General features: G+C 68.5%; 17 protein-coding genes. 5 read left to right on the top strand and 12 right to left on the bottom strand.

Going from position 1 to position 17,703, the window contains the following annotated elements; genetic code table 11:
- Positions 1 to 129 precede the first annotated feature (129 nt).
- The 3 genes from AQI95_RS39045 (at position 130) to AQI95_RS39035 (ending at position 3,956) form a co-directional block, all read left to right on the top strand.
- Complete coding sequence (locus AQI95_RS39045) at positions 130 to 873, top strand: SDR family oxidoreductase (protein ID WP_067135503.1); 744 nt, start codon at positions 130 to 132, stop codon at positions 871 to 873.
- A 161-nt stretch (positions 874 to 1,034) separates the two neighbouring features.
- Positions 1,035 to 2,828: a CocE/NonD family hydrolase gene (locus tag AQI95_RS39040; RefSeq protein WP_341849500.1), complete on the top strand. Its 1,794-nt coding sequence runs from the start codon at positions 1,035 to 1,037 to the stop codon at positions 2,826 to 2,828.
- A 69-nt stretch (positions 2,829 to 2,897) separates the two neighbouring features.
- On the top strand, positions 2,898 to 3,956 hold the full coding sequence (locus tag AQI95_RS39035; protein WP_067135432.1) for a tartrate dehydrogenase: 1,059 nt from the start codon (positions 2,898 to 2,900) through the stop codon (positions 3,954 to 3,956).
- Positions 3,957 to 4,146: 190 nt separating this feature from the next.
- Here AQI95_RS39035 and AQI95_RS39030 read toward each other — a convergent pair whose 3' ends face one another.
- Complete coding sequence (locus tag AQI95_RS39030) at positions 4,147 to 5,043, bottom strand: LysR family transcriptional regulator (protein WP_067135430.1); 897 nt, start codon at positions 5,041 to 5,043, stop codon at positions 4,147 to 4,149.
- Positions 5,044 to 5,142: 99 nt separating this feature from the next.
- Between AQI95_RS39030 and AQI95_RS39025 the strand changes: the two genes are divergently transcribed.
- Positions 5,143 to 6,042 (top strand): alpha/beta fold hydrolase, encoded by a 900-nt coding sequence (locus AQI95_RS39025; protein WP_067135427.1) that lies wholly within the window; start codon positions 5,143 to 5,145, stop codon positions 6,040 to 6,042.
- A gap of 98 nt (positions 6,043 to 6,140) precedes the next feature.
- Here AQI95_RS39025 and AQI95_RS39020 read toward each other — a convergent pair whose 3' ends face one another.
- The 11 genes from AQI95_RS39020 to AQI95_RS38970 all read right to left on the bottom strand — a co-directional run bounded on the left by AQI95_RS39020 (position 6,141) and on the right by AQI95_RS38970 (position 16,963).
- Complete coding sequence (locus AQI95_RS39020) at positions 6,141 to 7,541, bottom strand: CoA transferase (protein ID WP_159056667.1); 1,401 nt, start codon at positions 7,539 to 7,541, stop codon at positions 6,141 to 6,143.
- 91 nt (positions 7,542 to 7,632) lie between these two features.
- Positions 7,633 to 7,854, bottom strand: coding sequence for a sigma factor-like helix-turn-helix DNA-binding protein (locus AQI95_RS49445; RefSeq protein WP_244188991.1), 222 nt, complete (start codon positions 7,852 to 7,854; stop codon positions 7,633 to 7,635).
- A 1,249-nt stretch (positions 7,855 to 9,103) separates the two neighbouring features.
- Positions 9,104 to 9,460 carry a nuclear transport factor 2 family protein gene (locus tag AQI95_RS39010; RefSeq protein WP_067135421.1) on the bottom strand — a complete coding sequence of 119 codons (357 nt, stop codon included), beginning with the start codon at positions 9,458 to 9,460 and terminating at the stop codon, positions 9,104 to 9,106.
- A 284-nt stretch (positions 9,461 to 9,744) separates the two neighbouring features.
- Entirely contained in the window at positions 9,745 to 10,446 is a 702-nt protein-coding gene (locus tag AQI95_RS39005; protein WP_067135419.1) for a GntR family transcriptional regulator, read from the bottom strand.
- A gap of 82 nt (positions 10,447 to 10,528) precedes the next feature.
- A complete protein-coding gene (locus AQI95_RS39000; RefSeq protein WP_067135417.1) occupies positions 10,529 to 12,268 on the bottom strand; it encodes a pyruvate dehydrogenase in 1,740 nt (579 codons plus the stop codon).
- A 132-nt stretch (positions 12,269 to 12,400) separates the two neighbouring features.
- Positions 12,401 to 12,802 carry a nuclear transport factor 2 family protein gene (locus tag AQI95_RS38995; protein ID WP_067135415.1) on the bottom strand — a complete coding sequence of 134 codons (402 nt, stop codon included), beginning with the start codon at positions 12,800 to 12,802 and terminating at the stop codon, positions 12,401 to 12,403.
- 78 nt (positions 12,803 to 12,880) lie between these two features.
- A complete protein-coding gene (locus AQI95_RS38990; protein WP_067135413.1) occupies positions 12,881 to 13,744 on the bottom strand; it encodes a fumarylacetoacetate hydrolase family protein in 864 nt (287 codons plus the stop codon).
- Positions 13,745 to 13,776: 32 nt separating this feature from the next.
- Positions 13,777 to 14,709 (bottom strand): VOC family protein, encoded by a 933-nt coding sequence (locus tag AQI95_RS38985; RefSeq protein ID WP_067135411.1) that lies wholly within the window; start codon positions 14,707 to 14,709, stop codon positions 13,777 to 13,779.
- A 112-nt stretch (positions 14,710 to 14,821) separates the two neighbouring features.
- Positions 14,822 to 15,232: a lipocalin-like domain-containing protein gene (locus AQI95_RS38980; protein WP_067135408.1), complete on the bottom strand. Its 411-nt coding sequence runs from the start codon at positions 15,230 to 15,232 to the stop codon at positions 14,822 to 14,824.
- A gap of 16 nt (positions 15,233 to 15,248) precedes the next feature.
- Positions 15,249 to 15,611 (bottom strand): hypothetical protein, encoded by a 363-nt coding sequence (locus tag AQI95_RS47625; RefSeq protein ID WP_067135406.1) that lies wholly within the window; start codon positions 15,609 to 15,611, stop codon positions 15,249 to 15,251.
- Positions 15,612 to 15,829: 218 nt separating this feature from the next.
- Positions 15,830 to 16,963, bottom strand: coding sequence for a glycoside hydrolase 5 family protein (locus tag AQI95_RS38970; RefSeq protein ID WP_067135404.1), 1,134 nt, complete (start codon positions 16,961 to 16,963; stop codon positions 15,830 to 15,832).
- Between the two features lie 110 nt (positions 16,964 to 17,073).
- Between AQI95_RS38970 and AQI95_RS38965 the strand changes: the two genes are divergently transcribed.
- A complete protein-coding gene (locus AQI95_RS38965; protein ID WP_067135402.1) occupies positions 17,074 to 17,658 on the top strand; it encodes a TetR/AcrR family transcriptional regulator in 585 nt (194 codons plus the stop codon).
- The last annotated feature ends 45 nt before the right edge of the window (positions 17,659 to 17,703 follow it).

Below are 17,703 nucleotides of genomic sequence, written 5' to 3'. Positions count from 1 at the left end.
GTGCCGGTGCGGAAGGGCGGCTCTTCCTGGGTGTGGCGCACCCAGGAAGAGCCGCCCTTCCCCACCTACGACCGCCCGACCAGGCTCGGAAGGGACATCCAAGAGCGTTCCCCGACCAAGGAGCACACCGTGGCGAACCGCGCGGCCCACGAGACCAAGACCGTCCTGATCACTGGCGCGAGCAGCGGCATCGGCGAGGCCACGGCCCGCGAGCTGGCCTCACTCGGGCACCAGGTGATGCTCGGCGCACGCCGTACCGAACGTCTGAAGATGATCGTCGAGGACATCCGCGCCGCAGGCGGCGTGGCTGACTCCCGGGAGCTGGACGTGACGAACCTGGAGAGCGTTCACGCGTTCGCACAGGCTGCTCAGCACGCGTACGGCCGCATCGACGTGCTGGTCAACAATGCGGGGGTGATGCCGCTCTCACCGATGCACGAGCTGCACATCGCGGAGTGGAACCAGATGATCGACGTGAACCTGCGCGGCACTCTGCACGGCATCGCAGCCGTCCTTCCGACGATGCTCGCCCAGGGCGCCGGCCATGTCGTCAACGTAGCCTCCACGTCGGCGCACCGGGTGGATCCGACCGCGGCCGTCTACTGCGCCACCAAGTTCGCTGTCCGCGCCCTGTCCGAGGGTCTTCGCCAGGAGAGCCGCGAGATCCGGGTCACCGTGGTCAGTCCCGGCTTCACCAGCACCGAACTCACCCATCGCGGCGGCTCCACGGAGGCGCAGGCAGCCGCCCGCGCCGCCAGCGAGGTACTCGCGATCCCGGCGTCGTCCATCGCCCAGGCCATCGGCTATGCGATCAGCCAGCCCGCCGACGTCGACGTCAACGAGCTCGTCGTACGCCCCACCGTCCAGGGCTGACCACGGGTACCGCAAGCGCAAGGCGCCTTGCCCGCCGAAGGCCGGCGGCAAGGCAGCAAGCTCGACGCATCGATCTCCTGGGCCGCATCCCGGCACACAACCTTCAACGCCCGTGCGGCCCGCGGATAACCTGCGCGAGAGCCCATCATGTCTACGGATTGGTGAGAGCCGTGAAGTTCACTGTCGATGTCGATGTCCAGGTTCCGGTCGCAGACGGGACGCACCTGGCGACGAACCTATGGCGGCCCGAAGTGGACGAGGGTACGGCCTTCCCGACTCTGCTGGTACGTCTCCCCTACGGCAAGGACAACGTCAGCCTGTACGGAGGGGCGGCCTTCCCGAACATCTTCACCCTGGTGGAAGCGGGTTACGCGGTCGCCGTGCAGGACTGCCGCGGCACGTACCGCTCCGAGGGCATCTTCACTCCTCATCTGGACGACGCCTCGGACGGCGCGGACACCGTGCGCTGGCTCACCGCCCAGCCCTGGTGCAACGGTGCGGTCGGGAGCTACGGCGCATCCTACGTAGGTTTCGACCAGTGGCAGACCGCATCGACAGGGGTCGAGGGCCTCAAGGCAATCGCCCCCGCCCAGTCCACGGCGGACTTCTACCGAGCCCCCTGGTACTCCCCCGGTGGCGCCATGTCCCTGGAGTGCGGGTTCAGCTGGGCCGCGCTGATGTCTGTCGCCCATGCCGACCGGGAACTCGCTGCGGGCAGGGGCACCGCGGAGGACTTGACCGCCGCAGCCGAACTCATGACCCGGATCCCAGCCGCTCTGGAGACCACGCCGCTCGTTGACCATCCGGTCATCCGCAAGCAGCTGCCCTGGTTCATCACGGATGTCTGCGGCCACCCGTCGAGGGACAAGTACTGGCGGGACCTGGCCGCGATCGAGCGGGTCGAGGAGATCAGCACCCCGGCGCTCATCCTCGGCGGCTGGTACGACCTGTTCATCGGCGAAACGGTCAACGCCTACACCGAGATGCGCAGGCGCGGCGGCAGTCAGGAGGCCCGTGAGGGCCAGCTCCTCGTCATCGGCCCGTGGGCCCATTCGCCCGGCGCCGACCTGGGGGCATTCCCCGACCGCAGCTTCGGCGCCGGCGCATCGATGCAGATGGCGGAAGTGACCCAGTCGCACGTGCGGTTCTTCGACCGATGGCTGAAGGGCTCGGAGACAGCTCTCGACGATCAGGCACCTGTCCGTATCTTCGTCATGGGCCGCGACGAGTGGCGCAGTGAGCAGGAGTGGCCGCTTCCCGATACCCGGTACACCGACTTCTACCTTGGCGGGGGCGGCCGGGCGAACACGTCGGGCGGCGACGGGGTGCTCTCCCAGGAGGCTCCTGAGGCGTCCGCGCAGGAAACGTACCTGTACGACCCACGGCGCCCGGTGCCCACCACCGGCGGCAACATCATCGCCCTGAGTCCCGAGGTCTACGCCGGCCCCGCCGACCAGAGCCAGGTCGAAGAACGCGAAGACGTTCTCTGTTTCACGACCCCGGTCCTGGAACACGAGGTGGAGGCCACCGGCCATGTTTCGCTCACGCTCTTTGTGTCTTCCTCCGCCGTCGACACCGATTTCACCGGCAAGCTCGTCGACGTCCACCCCGACGGACGTGCGATCAATCTGTGCGAAGGCATTCAACGCGCGCGCTACCGGGAGTCACTCGCAGAGCCGGAGTTCATGCGGCCGGGCGAGATCTACGAGCTGACGCTCGACCTGTGCGTCACCTCGAACGTCTTCCTGCCCGGACATCGCATCCGTCTTGAGGTGTCCAGCAGCAACTTCCCCCGCTACGACAGGAACAGCAACAGCGGCGGCACCATCGCCGAGGAGCGTCTGGAGGACATGGTCCCGGCTCTGAACCACATTCACCACGGTCCGAGCCACCCCAGCCGGCTCACCCTCCCACTCATCGAGCGGGGAACCCGGCGGGCGGGTGGCTCCTCATAGGTTCGCCCTATATGGCACATCGGTACTGCGTCTTGGACGCCGTGGTGGGCCTGTTGCTGGAATCGGCGTATGACGAACCAGCGCATTGCCCTGATTCCCGGTGACGGCATCGGGACGGAAGTCCTGCTGGCCGCCCAGCAGGTACTCGATGCCGTCGGCCGCCGCCACGACCTTGGCTTCACCTACACCTCGTTCGACGACTGGTCCTGTGAGCGGTACCTGCGCGAGGGCGCGATGATGCCCGAGGACGGCCTCGACCAGTTGCGTGACAAGGACGCCATCCTGCTCGGTGCGGTCGGCTACCCGGGCGTGCCCGACCACGTCTCGCTGTGGGGGCTGCTGATCCCGATCCGCCGTAGCTTCCGCCAGTACGTCAATCTGCGGCCGATCCGCGTCTTCGAGGGCATCGAAAGCCCGGTGCGCGGGGCGGCGGCGGGAGCGGTCGACTTCGTCGTGGTGCGCGAGAACGTCGAAGGCGAATACAGCGAGATCGGCGGACGCCTGGGACGTGGCCTCCCCGAGGAAATGGCCGTCCAGGAAGCGGTGTTCACCCGGGCCGGAGTGACCCGCGTCCTGGACTACGCCTTCGGCCTGGCCGCCCGGCGCGGCGGGAGGCTCACCTCGGCCACCAAGTCGAACGGCATCGTGCACACCATGCCCTTCTGGGACGAGCTGGTCGCCGAGCGGGCCGCCGCCCATCCGCAGGTGGGTTGGGACCAGGAGCACATCGACGCGCTGGCCGCCAAGTTCGTTCTCGATCCTGCCCGCTTCGACGTGGTCGTGGGCTCCAACCTCTTCGGCGACATCCTCAGTGACCTGGCCGCCGCCGTAGCCGGCTCCATCGGTATCGCACCGGCCGCCAACCTCAATCCGGAGCGCGAGTTCCCCTCGATGTTCGAGCCGGTGCACGGCTCCGCGCCCGACATCGCCGGTCAGGGCATCGCCAACCCGCTGGGCGCGATCTGGTCGGCCGCCATGATGCTCGACCACCTCGGTCACCCCAAGGAAGCCAAGGACGTCACCGACGCCATCGCGGCGGTCCTGGCCACGACGGATGTCCGAACTCCCGACCTGGGCGGCAATGCCACCACGGCGGAGTTCACCGACAAGCTCCTCGAACGCCTCTGATCCTGGTACCGGCTTCTGTATTTCCGGGTTCTGATCGCCATCGCCACCCGCATCCTGACCGGCTGGACCTCGACGGCGGTGCCGTCCATCTTTACCTGGCCGCCGTCTGCATCGCCCAGGCCGCCGGCACGACGCTCAGCATCGGCCGGCGTCGCGCGCAGAGCCCGGGCGGCGGTATGTCCGATGCGTGTTACGGCGCATGCGTGTTGTCTGCCTCGGCGAGAGCGCTCGCCATGAACGCCTGGGCTGCCGGAGTGAGCGCGGTGCGTCGGCTGACCAGGGCCACTTGCAGGCTGGTGGTCGGTTCAAGGGTGAGGACACATGCGCCCGCTTGTTCCGCCAGGGATCTCCAGGAGTCCGTGACCACGGCCAAGCCGACCCCGCCGAGGACCAGTGGCACGATCGCCACCCGGTGCTCGGTCTCGACCGCAACGGTGAACTCGACTCCCGCCATTCGTAGATCGTCGACGTACTTGCGCATGCCCGTGCCCTTCTGTCCCACGATCAGCCGGTGTCCCGACAACTGCTCGTGTCGAACAGGCACGTCGGCGGGGAACGGCCCTCCCGGTGGTGCCAACAGCACGAACCGCTGCCCAACCACCGGATGGACGTGGATGTCCCCGTCCGGGATTTCGCCGGGTGAGGCGAGCAGTCCCAGCTCGCACTGCCCGGTGCGCACCATGTCCGTCACGTCACGGGGTGTGAATGCTGCCTGCACATGTACCGAGACCGCGGGGTGCGAGCGACCGAAGGTTCGAATCATCGTGGTAAGGGGTTCGATCGCCTGGGAGGGCATGGCGGCGATGTCCACCTGGCCGTGGTGGAGTCCCTGAACCGACTCCACCGTGGCGCGGGCCAGTTGCAGACTGCGTACGGCGTCCCTGGCAGGCTGGATCAGCGCGGTGCCTGCCTCGGTCAGGACCAGCCGCCGGCCGATGCGGTGGAACAGGTCGCTGCCCAGGTCGCGTTCGAGAGCGCGGACGGCCTGGGACAGGGAGGGCTGGGAGAGGTACAGAGCCGAGGCAGCCCGGTTCACTCCTCCGTGGTCGACCACGGCCAGGAAGTACTCCAGTTGCCTTACGTCCATGTTCTGCCTTCCACTCACCACCGAATATAGGAGCAGCCTATAAGGCTGCCTTGAATTGCATCTTGGACGTGGCTCTGGCCTTCCTGCTGTGATCGGGGCATGAGCGATCAGTTGCTAACCGGATTCGACCGCCGGACGATTGATGCCGACGGGGTCGGCATCAACGTCCGCGTCGCCGGGGACGGCCCACCGGTCTTGCTGCTGCACGGCTACCCGCAGACGCACCTGATCTGGCACCACGTCGCCCCTCTCCTGGCCGCCACGCACACCGTGGTACTCACCGATCTGCGCGGCTACGGCGACAGCGACAAGCCGCCCTCCGACGCCGGACATGCCCCGTACGCCAAGCGCTCCATGGCGCACGATGAGTTGCTCGTGATGCGGCAACTGGGGTTCGAGCGCTTCGCCGTTGCCGGGCACGACCGAGGAGGCCGGGTCGCCCACCGGCTGGCCCTCGACCACCCGAAGGCCGTCCGCGCACTCGCGGTGCTCGACATCGTGCCCACCCGGTACGCCCTCCAGAACGCCGATGCCGCGTTCGGCCAGGGCTACTACCACTGGTTCTTCCTCACCGCCGGCAACGGAATCCCGGAACATCTCATCGGCCAGGATCCCGAGTTCTGGATCCGGGCCAGAATGGGTGCACGCCATTGCGGGGGCATGCCCTTCCACCCGTCCGCGCAGGCCGAATACATCCGCTGCTTCTCCCATCCCGACGCCATTCACGCCTCCTGCGAGGACTACCGGGCCGCAGCCACTGTCGACCTGGAACACGACGACGCCGACGCCTCGGCCGGCCACCGCGTCAGCGCCCCGGTCCTGGCGCTGTGGGGCGAGCACAGCTTCGTCGGGAGGCACTACGACGTGCTGGAGGTCTGGCGTGACTACGCCGACCATGTGCATGGCCAGGCCCTGCCGTGCGACCACTACCTCCCCGAGGAGGCTCCCGTCCAGACCGCACAACAGCTTCAGGCGTTCCTCACGGAGCAGCGCCGCTGACCTTCCGCGCGTTCCACGACCGGCGGGCCACTCCATCGGGGGGCGACACACGTGACGCCCTCCGCCACGGCGACGACCGTGCTTCGCCGTTGCGGTGGTCAGCCGACGTGGGGCTTCCAGGCCGCCGGGTCGGCACCGTAGGGGACGAGTCGTTCGACGCGCGGCAGTGACATGTTGGAGAAGGTCAGCGGTGGGGCGAGGTTGGTGACGGCGCCGTAGGCGGTGTCGAATGTGACTGTCCGCGGCGGGTGGATGTCCTTCTCCGGCACTCCTGCCAGGAGTTGTTCGTCGATCAGGCCGAGCTCCTGTACCCACATCGCGCTGCGCGTGAGGGAGAGGCGCACATGGTAGGAACCGCCCTCCACGGACCGACGCAGCAGGGCGGCCATCATGCCCGCAGCGGCCAGGTAGCCGGTGACGAGGTCGGCCAGGTAGAAGACCGGGGAGAACCGGGGCCGGCCCGGCGCCCCCTCGCGCGCGGCAAAGCCGGAGGCGACCTGTCCGTTCTGATCGAAGCCCGGCCGACCGGCCCAGGGGCCCTCGTGGCCGTAGGCGTTGGCGCTCATGTACACGATGCCGCGCGAGCTGCCGGCCGCCAGCTCGGCGGGGGTGAGGCCGAACCGGTCGTTGACGTCCGGTCGCCAGGTGGTGGTGAACACGTCGGCTCCGGCGGCCAGTTCCCGCATGACACCGAGTTGGTCGGGCTCGCGCAGGTCGAGGTATGCGCAGTGCTTTCCGACGTCGACGCCGAGGTGCTGGGCCAAGGTGTCCGCATACCGAGGGGCGCTGATGTGGAGCACCTCGGCACCGAATTCGGCGAGAGTCCGCGCGCTGCGCGGGCCGGCCAGGACGTGAGTGAAGTCCAGGACGCGCAGCCCGTCGAGCGGGAAGGCGGCGGCCGGCGTCCAGGGCACGGGGGCGCTGTCCGCGATCTTCACGATCTCCACGACGGGCGTACGCTCAAGGAGCCGGCCCTGCGGCTGTTCCAGCCACTGCTCCCGAGTGAAGGCCCGGCAGCACGGCAGGCCCGCGGCCGCCATGGCCTCCTCCAGGTCCGCCGAGTCCCAGCGCGCGACCTCGCGGGCGAGAGCTTCGCGGTTGTTGCCGCAGTCGAAGAAATTCAGGTAGCCGTCGAGCAGCTTGGCGTAGGGAGGTCCGGCCTCCAGCATCACATAGCGGCCGTCGGCGCACGCGAACAGTCCGTTGGTGGCGACGTGTTCGGCGCCCACGTCGATGCCGTGACCGGACTGGCGCACGAAGTGCGTGGGGTGGAGGTAGTGCAGGGCGTGCTGGATGTCGATCTCCACGTCGCCGGTCTGGCCCGTGCGCCGCTCCCAGATCGCGGCCGCTGCTGTGCCGATCGCGAGCTGAGCCGTGGCGGAGGCCTCGCCGAGGCGGTGCGGGGAGCGGATGACGGGGTCACTCCCGTGCAAGGCCGCGTCGCCGTGGAATGCCTCACCGAGTCCCATCTGCGCCAGCAACTGCGCCAGGGGTTTCAATTCGCCTTTGCTGAGACGTCGTTGGATCACCTGTCATCCTCTCTCGGGCAGGCCGGGTGCCTCTCCTGACCCGACCGGTCGGTTCGGCCGCTCACTGCGCGCGCAGTTTCACCAGTGCATAGTGCTTCCGGGACCTGACGGTTCCAGCAGGCACGCCGAGGATCTCCGCGGTCTCCTGGTCGGTACGGCCGTACAGGTAGGTGGGCGCCAGCACCTCGCGGTGCTCGGAGGACAGGCTGCCCAGGAGCCGTGTGAACTCCAGGGAGGCGAGGACCGTCTCTGTGGAGTCCGGCTGCGTGACGTCATGGGTCACCTTGGTGACCGTCTCGTATCGCGTGGCGGCGCTGCGGACTCGGTCGACGACGAGGTTGCGGGTGACCTTGAGCAGCCATCCGCAGCTTCTCGGCGTAGAGCGTCAGGGCCATCTGGTGGTCGGCCACCATCGCTTGGAGGAGTTCGGTCCGGGCCGTGGGGATACGCGTGGCCGGCTTGGGTGTGTCCATGGTCTTGTTTCCCTGCAGTGAGTGCTGCTTGCGGGAGGACCGTAAACAGCGGCCTGTGCCGAATCGCTGCCGTTTTTGTGCCGTGCCCCGTGCCCCGTGCCATGTGCCCTCGCGGGCGGTCGGATTGGACAGACCGGCCGCAGGCCCCGTGTGCCGTGCGGAGACCGTCGTGCAATTCGAACGGGAGGTAAGGACGGGATGGCGCAGGACATCAACATTCCGAGGGACGAACTGTTCGCGCTGGAGATCCCCGACGTATGGGAGGAAGTCGATCTGAGCGGTGGGGTGTTAGCTGCCCATCGGGCTCAGGCGCCGGTGTCCGGCACGGCCACTGTGTATGACGACGGTGTGTTCATGGCATACGGCATGGTCTTCGCCGTGACCACGCCCGCGGGTTCGGAGTCGACGCTTCCGGTGCTCTCCGCACGGCTTGACGTCTCCACTGCGACCGGTGAGGCGCCCTCGGACCGTGTGATCAGCTCGGTGACGGTGCCTCAGGTCGGTACCGTCGCACAGGTGACGGGTACGGAGACCACGCGGCTGACCGGCGGTCGGGCAGAGGCACCTGTGGGAAGTCGAGCGAGAACGGCCGACGGTCGGCGGGGACGTCCTACTCGCGCTGCGTCAACGCCTGGCCGGGCTCGGTGGGTACGTGGGCCTGGGCGGTGCCGGCGAGGTGGGTAGCGAGGTCCACGGCCCACCCCAGACGCCGGCCACCCATCACGGAGGCGTCGCCGGCGCACGGTGGCACACCCGACCGTCACGGAAATCTCGCCAGGGCCGCATGGGCGTGTGAGCCGACCAGCACCGAGGTCCGGATCGCATGGGCGATCGCGGCCAGTCGTTCTGGCCATGGCGGAGGTCGCCGACCACGTCGAGCGGGTCGCCCCGCCTACCGGCACGTCCTCGCCTCGCGGCGTCTCGACGACGCGCCGGCACGACAGTTCGACGACTGTGACCTTGCCTTCCTCTTCCTCTCGCGTGTCGGCGACCGCGATGTGCCCGACGTCAGCCGGCCTGTCATCGCGCGGTTCCGGGCCGGCGGCTTCGTCGGGGCGATCAGGGTGTGACGAAGGTGTAGAGCTCGACGATGACACCGTCCTTGCAGTGGGCGATGTCTCTGCCGGTCACGACGGGCGGACGGCCGGCGGGACCGAACCGGAAACCGAGGTGGCCGAGGTCGTCGACGACGGACACGGGTCCGTCCGGCTGGAAGACCCAGCCTGGAGTCTCCTCGCGCAGCTCCGCGGCGCGCCGGGCGAGGGCCTCACGCCCGCGGGAGACGCGGTCGGGTTCGTGCCAGAGGACATCCTCGGCGTAGATCTCGGCGATGGCCGCGGCGCGGCGTTCGAGGTCCGGTTCGTTGAAGACGTCGAGGAGGTTGCGGCGCATCAGTTCCGCGACGGTGCGGTTCATTTCGTTGCTCCTTCGGATCGCTCATGCCGGTGTTGATGCGGGAAGTGCCGGGCCGGCTCCGCTCGGGGTGACCTGGTCCAGGTGCCCAGGTGCCCGGGTTCTCGGTCAGGCGGCCGCGGGTGCCGGGGGCGAGGCCCGCGAGAGGGCGACCCGCCTGCGCAGTGAACTGATCGGCACCATGGTGCTCGCCCACGCCGTGTTCAAAGGCCGAACGAAGGTCCGCAGACGGTCCACGGCGAGTTCGAGCCCCCGGCACCGCGTCAAAAGGGCAGAGAAGCCGGGGGCTACGCCGGAGAGGGTCCGTGGGTGGGGTCCTCCAAGTCGTGTTCGCGAGCGTAGGCGATGAGCTTGCGAGGCGCCCGGCCGATGTGCTCGGCCAGCGCGGCCTCGGCGGCATCCGCGTCCCGTGCCAGGGCGAAATCCCGCAGTTGGCGGTGCTCGGTGGCCAGGTCGCGTACCTGATCTTCGGTCAGGGCCCAGTACCAGCGTCGGTAGAGTTCGGCGTTGTCGCGCAGGGAGTTGACGACTCCCTCCAGGCGCGGGCTCTGCGCGCCCGACAGCAGCGCCTGGTGGAAGGCCCTGTGAGCGGCGGGCCAATCCTCGTTCAGCCGACCGTCTGCTCCGTCGACCGGGGTGCGCTCAAGCGTGTGGTGCGCCGCCACGACTGCAGACTCCCATTCCAGGCCGCCCAGGGCGATCGACTGCCGCAGCGCGATCGACTCCAGCTGCACCCGCGTCTGCGTCAGGTCGGACAGATCGTCGACCGACAGGGGCATCACGCTGAACCCGCGCTGCGGGTTCGACACGACGAGCCCCTGCTCGGTGAGCCGGGTGAGCGCCTCGCGAACTACCGACATGCTCACGCCGAATCGTGCCGCGAGGGCGACCAGCTTGAGCCGCTGCCCCGGAGCGAGGACCCCGTTGAGCAGGTCGCTCCGGATCCCGTCGAACACCTCTTCGGTACGCGTTGAATTCTCCTTGACCACCCGAACACCCTAGCCGCCTGACGCAATAACTTGCAGTTAACGACATTTCTCCTGATCGACGACACATTTCGGCAGTGGCGGATCACGGCCGCGGGATGTTCCGCAGGTTGGCCCGCGCGACATCGAGCATCTGGCCCACACCGCCTGCCAGGACCGTCCGGCCCGCCGCCAGAGCGAAGCCCTTGATCTGTTCGGCGGAGATCCGCGGAGGGATGGCGAGAGCATTCGCATCGGTGACGAGCTCCACCAGGCAGGGACCGGGGAAGGCGAGCGCCTCCTTGAGACCGTCACGCACCTCGCCTGGTCGCTCGATGCGGACCGCGTGGATCCCGACAGCTGCCGCTATCGCGGAGAAATCGACCGGTTCGTGATCGGTCTCGTGCTCCGGCAGGCCGTCCACCAGCATCTCCAGTTTCACCATGCCGAGCGAGGAGTTGTTGAAGAGGACCGTCTTGATGGGGAGGTTGTGCTGCTTCACGGTCAGCAGCTCGCCGAGCAGCATGGCGAGCCCGCCGTCGCCGGACATGGAGATCACCTGCCGGCTGCGGTCGGCCATCTGCGCCCCGATGGCGTGCGGCAGGGCGTTGGCCATCGTGCCGTGGAGGAACGAGCCGAGAATGCGGCGCCGTCCATTGGGCGTGATGTACCGGGCCGCCCAGACATTGCACATGCCGGTGTCGACGGTGAACACCGCGTCATCGTCGGCCAGTTCGTCGAGGACGGCGGCCGGGAATTCGGGGTGGATGGGTATCCGCCGGTCCACGTCGTGGGTGTAGGCGGAAACGACGGTCTCCAAGGACTGGGCGTGCTTGCGCAAGCCGGCATCCAGGAAGCTCCGGTTCTCCTTGTCCCGCACCAGCGGCAGGACCGCCCGGAGGGTCTCCCGGACATCGCCGTGCACGCCCAGGTCCAGTACCGTACGACGGCCCAGTCGGCCAAGGTCGTGGTCGATCTGCACGGTCCGCTGCTGCGGCAGGAAGTCGTCGTAGGGGAAATCGGTCCCCAACAGGAGCACCAGGTCGGCATCCTGCATCGTGTCGAAACACGCGCCGTAGCCCAACAGGCCGCTCATGCCGACGTCGTAGGGGTTGTCGTACTGGATCCATTCCTTCCCGCGCAGGGTGTGGCCGATCGGGGCCTTGAGGCGTTCGGCGAGCCGCATGACCTCGGCGTGGGCGTCGCGCACGCCGGCCCCGGCGAAGAGCATCACCGTGCGAGCGGAGTTGAGCCGGTCCGCGAGCGCCTGCACCTGGGATTCGTCGGGGGTGACGCGGCCCGCGCTGGAGACCAGGGGGCTGGTGCCGGTGGGGACGGTCGCCGCGGCCGCGGCGAGGTCACCGGGCAGGACGAGCACGGAGACATCGCTGTGGCCGACGGCACGCTGCATGGCGATCCGCAGCACGCGCGGCATCTGATCGGGCGTGGAGACCAGCTCGCAGTAGTCGCTGCACTCGGCGAACAGGCGCTCCGGATGGGTCTCCTGGAAGTAGTTCGTGCCGATCTGGTGCGACGGGATGTGGGAGGCGAGGGCCAGGACCGGAGCACCGCTGCGGTGCGCGTCGTACAGCCCTTGGATCAGATGGGTGTTGCCTGGTCCGCTGCTTCCCGCGCACACCGCGAGCCGACCGGTCAGCTGCGCCTCCGCTGCTGCGGCGAATGCGGCTGCCTCCTCGTTGTGCACATGGACCCACTCGATGCCCTTCGTGCGGCGAACCGCGTCCACGACCGGGTTCAGGCTGTCCCCGACCACTCCGTAGATCCTCGACACCCCGGCCTGACGCAGCACGTCGACCAGTTGTTGGGCCACTGTCCGCTTCCCCATCGGGTTGCTTCCCTTCCAAGCTTCGGCGGACCCGAAAGGCCCGTGCCAGTTCGTCGAACATCGACTTCGCGGCGTTGTACCCGTGGTGCGCCGACCACGGCCGGGGCGGCGACGTGGTGGGGAGTGCGTTGCTCAGGGACGCAGTGCCAGGGCGACACCCCAGGAGTCCTCGAACATGTAGTAGCGGCTGATGCGGCCCTCGGCATTGACGACGATGTCCACCGCGAACGGCGTGTCGATCACCTTGCCCGTCGAGCGCACCACGACCCGTGCGCGGCCGATCAGCACCGCGTTGGAACCATCGACGACGACGCGCTCGATCTCAAAGAGCTCGCGGTCGGTGAGACCGCCCATCGTCCGGAAGAACTCCGGGATGGCGTCGACCTGGCGCCGGCCCACCCAGGGGACGATCTCCGGGTCCCCGGGGATCTCCCAGTGGGCGTCGTCCGCGAACAGCTCCACCACGGCCGGGATGTCACCCTGCCCCAGGCGCTTGAGGAGTTCGTTCACCACATCGCGTGTCTGGTCGCTCATGACTGTCTCCATCTCCGCCGAACGGATTCGGCTTCTCGAACTGCGCTATTGCGTGGTTGATGACGGGCTGAAGCCCGGTCAGGCAGCGCCCTGCGTTCCGGATCCAGCCACCAGCCGGTTGGTCAGTGACCCGATGCCTTCGATGGTGCTGACCAGGGTGCCGCCCGGCTGCAGGTAGCGCTCCGGGTTCCGGCCCATTCCCACCCCGGACGGAGTGCCGGTGAAGACGAGGTCGCCGGGAAGGAGCGGTACGACCGCGGACAGCCGTGCGACGAGCTCGGGAACGGAGAAGATCAGATCCCTGGTCCTGCCGTCCTGGAGCACCTCGCCGTCCAGGGCGCAGGACAGCGCCAGATCGTCGGGGTCGGCGAACTCCTCGACACTCACCAGCGAGGGGCCGATCGGGCTGAATCCCGGGTAGGACTTGCCGAGGGAGAACTGCGGTACCGGTCCGGCGAGTTGGACCGTCCGTTCGGACAGGTCCTGGCCCACGGTCAGAGCCGCCACGTGGCTCCATCCGTTCTTCTCCTCCACCCGGTGTCCGGGGCGTCCGATGACCGCGACCAGTTCGACCTCCCAGTCGACCCGGTCGCTGGGCAGCGCCACGGTGTCGTACGGGCCGGCGATGCTGGTGACGAACTTCGTGAACACCGCCGGCGAGGTGATCTCCGGCCGCACGCCCGCCTCGGAGACGTGCGCCCGGTAATTGAGGCCGATCCCGAAGATCTGGGCCGGCCGCAGGACCGGGGCGCCGACCTGCGCGGCTGAGAAGGGTACGGCGTCGTCCAGCGAGCGGCCCTCGGCCCACTTCGCGAACTCGTCCCACCGCTCGAAGATGCGGTCGGGCTCGGCCGCGAACCTGCCGTCGCTCGCGGTCTCGACATCCAGTGCTCGATCGTCCTGCAGCAGTGCGAGCCTGCCGCCGATCCTGCCAATACGCATGACTACTCCTGTGAGGTTGTGTGCCGCGGACGTCAGCGGGGGCTGTGCGAGCCCGTCATGAGCGCGGCGAGGTCCTCCGGCTTGATGAAGGACGGCGGGAGCGGCGGGCCCCAGTTGTAGATACCGCGGGCTCCGTCGACGACCGAGGGCTTCCACAGCTGGTCGTCGACGATGCAGTCGAGGTCGCTGTAGTACTCCGAGAAGTTGCCGGCCGGGTCCTTGAGGTACCAGAAGAAGTTCGACCCGATGTGGTGCCGGCCCAGGCCCCACACATGCCGCTCGGGGTGCTCCTCCAGCATCGCGGTGGCGCCGCGGCCGACCTCGTCCACGTCGTCCACCTCCCACGCGGTGTGGTGGAGGAAGTCCACCGGAGCCTTCTGGACGAGGATGTTGTGGTGGTCGGTGGAGCAGCGCAGGAAGCTGGCCAGGCTGGGCACGTGGTCGGTGGCCTTGAAGCCGAGGCCCTCGGTGAAGAAGCGCTGGCTCGCGTCCTGGTCACGCGAGCCGATCACCACGTGGCCCAGCTTGCGCGGCCGCACCCGGTCCGTCCGCTCCACCCCGGGGGCGCGGCCGTTGGGGCGGGAGGGGCGCCCGGGACCGTTGTACGGCATCTCCTCGGCCGGGGTCTGCTCCAGGTGCGGGGCGATCTCCAGGACTACTGTCAGGTGGGAGTTCGGGTCGGCGACTCGCAGAGATGTGGCGCCCCTTTGAGCCGGCACGTCCAGTTTCGACAAGCTGGCGGCCACGCGGTCCAGGTCGTCCTGGTCGTCCACGCCGACGCCGAGTTCGATCAGCCGACGCTGTGCGGAATGGGCGAGCTTCAACTGCTCGCCGCCATCCTGGGTGGCGAAGCGGCGGGCCTTCCCGTCGCCCACCGCCGTGAGGCCGAACTCCTCGTAGTATCCGGCCGCGGCTTCAACGTCCGGGACGCCGAGGGTGATCGACGTCAGGCGGTGCAGGGCCATTGCGTTCTCCTTCAGATAAGGGGCTCGTCCGCAGGTTGCCGACTGCTGCCCAGGTACTGACTGTCACGCATGTGTCATGGGTCAAAAGGGTCGGTCCGGAGCGGGCCACGCCTCAGGCCCGCGCCCAACGCAACTCGGTGCGGCGCCGCCCGTCGCGGTCGGTTGACAGGACGAGAAAGTCGCCGTCGAGCCGCGCCCACCGGACCTGGTCCTCGGTGAAGGGCGGCAGTCCGACGCGGACGATGTGCCGGAGCAGGCCGGCCGTCTCGGCTTCGTAATCGCCGATGTACGCCACTGCGGGTGCGTCCGCGTGACCGGGGATCACCACGGCCACCTGGTGCGCAGGCCCGTAGTGCAGCCTCCCGGCCGGCTGTCGTCCATACGGCTCGGCCAGGAGGGTGCCGTCGGTGTTCAACTCGCGGATACTGCGCAGGGACCATGTCCCGAGCAGGCCCGAATCCCACTCCGGCCGGCCCGGATCCCATCCCGGCTGGGGCGTGGACGGCTTGTCCGTGGTGCACATATCGCTCCTCTTCGTGTCATCGGGCGGTGGGCACCCGCGGATCGCCGTACTGGATGGCCAGTGGGCCAGGATCACTTCCAGAGCGACCCGCGCCTCTACGCCGACCTCCTCGGCCGACATCGAAGCCTGGGGAGAACACCTGCGGCCGGACCCCCTCGTCGGCGTCGCGCAGCCGGACTGCGGTGTTGCTGTCACCGGGAGTCGTCTCCGGCGGGGCGTCGTCGCGCCCGTCCCGCATGTGGTGCCTCAGATCGAAGACGATGCCGCTGTCGGCCGCGGCGGCGGCCCGGATGACGTCATCCGGGCTGCGCAGGTCGGGGTTACCGCTCAACCTCGGCCCGCCGCCGAAGCCCTTCCGGATCGCCCGGCCGTCGCTCACTCACTCATGCACTCTCCTCGCTCCTTGCCTCACCCCTCGGCCGACGACGACCTGCGCCGACGGTGACGAACGATGCCGCGTTCATCTGCTGGGCACCGGCCCCCTGAACGGCACTCCTCCACTGTAGCCAAATATCGTCAAGAAGCAAGAATATCGAAATTCTGCGAGTGACCGACGTCGATCTGCGGGATCAAGCGCCGTCGCACTCGCTCCGGGCGTCACCGCAGGGCCGCGGAACCGGCAGCCCGGCCGCCCTCCTCGCGGTCGAGTCGTTCCTGCAGGCGGCGGTTGGTGTCCCTCACCCGGTCGGTGAGATCCCGGTAGGGCTCGTCCCATGGATCCTTCAGCCCGAAGCCGCGTTGCGGGTTCTCCAGCCAGCCGCACCAGTGCCAGCCGAGGCACCATGGGCGCGCCGCGAACGCCTCCGCGGAAGCGGCGTAACCGGCGCCGCGTTCGTGCTGGTCGCGCGCGGACCCGGTGCGTCCGGGGCTCATCACCGTGGGGCACCAGTTGCCGGTGTCGGCGATCAGGACGGGGCGGGCTGTGCGCTCGTGCCAGCGGCCGATCTGCTCCAGGGCTGCGTCCAGGCTCACGGGGTGCAGTCCCGGAAAGGTCTGCACCGACAGCACGTCGACGTAGGGGGCCATCGCGTCGAGCACGGCTTCAGGTACACCGGCCCGGGTTCCGTAGCGGTCCCCCAGGACCAGGTGGTGCGGGTCGTGGCGCCGGATCGCCTCGGTGGTGACGCGGTAGTAAGCCTCGGCGATCGCCGGGAGTTCCGAGGCCGGATAGCCCGAGCCGGCGGGATGGCGGCTCCAGCAGGGTGCATCGACGAGGAAGTAGCCCAGAAGGTTCGGGTCGTCGGGGCGGCACACCGTCCTGGCCAGGTGATCGCACCACTGCGCGAACGCGGGGTCGCGGGGGTCGCGATAGGCGGGGAAACCGTTCCAGTACTCGATCTCGGCCACGCGCAGCGACAGCGTGTAAGGGATGCCTGCGCCGGCCAGGTCCTCGGGCGGCAGGCCCTCGGAGTGCCCCAGGTCGACGACGGCGCCCTCTGTGGCGAGACCCGCTCCGCTGACGTACTCCGATGTCCAGCCCACGGTGTTGAAACCCCAGCCCCTCAGCTCTGGCACCAGGCCCTCCCGCAGCCACTGCCGCCGCGAAGCCCCGTACCGTGACTGGTAGATGGCGAAGTTGTGCGGATAGCGCAGGTTGGTGTCGTCGGCATGGACGATGCCCACGGACAGGAACGGGTCACCGTCCGGCGTGCGCAGTCGCCAGCGGTGGCGGCGGTCGACGCTGAAGGCCGGGTACGTGGGGTTCGTCGCCGGGTACGTGGGGTTCGCCATCGCGCGCCATCCCTCGGGTGAGTGAAGCCGTGAGTTCGTTTCGAGCTAAACATCCGCATCACCACACGACAAGACTAGATGTCTCGTCTCGCGTTCTCTACAGTAGGGACATGCCCGCAGATCCCGCACGACGCAACCATGAATCCTGGCGCGCCATCCTCGACGCCACCTTCGCGCTACTGGAGGAGGGTGGCTACGAATCGGTCAACATGGGTGCGATCGCGGCCCGGGCCGGCGTGGGCCGGCAGACGCTGTACCGCTGGTGGCCGTCGAAAGCAGCGGTGGTATTCGAGGTCTTCCTCGAAAAGACGAACATCGGCCCCTTCCTCGACGGGGGCAAGGACTTCCCCGCACAATTGCGCGCCTTCGCTCATGGATTCCGCACCCTGTACGTGGAAGGACCTGCGGGAACCCGCCTGCGGGAGCTGATCGGAGCAGCGCAGACCGATCCTGACCTGGCACGCGCCATGGTCGAGCAATGGTTCGAACCGCGCCGCGCGCAGGTCCGGCAGGCTCTGCGCGCGGCCCAGGAAGCGGGTGTCGTCCGGGCCGATGTCGCAGCGGATACGGCACTCGATCTCGTCTTCGCACCACTGCATTACCGTTTGCTAGTCTCGGGCCAGCCTGTGGATGCCGAGTACGTGAATGCCGTCGTGGACCTCGGCCTGGCCGCGCTGACGCCTCAAGTCTCCTGAGCGCAGGAGCAGACTCCGTCGGGCCTCGGTCACCCCACGGCTCAC

Origin of the sequence: Streptomyces yokosukanensis (assembly GCF_001514035.1) — a bacterium.
GTDB classification, from domain to species: domain Bacteria; phylum Actinomycetota; class Actinomycetes; order Streptomycetales; family Streptomycetaceae; genus Streptomyces; species Streptomyces yokosukanensis.
This window is presented reverse-complemented; position numbering and strand designations above follow the sequence as displayed.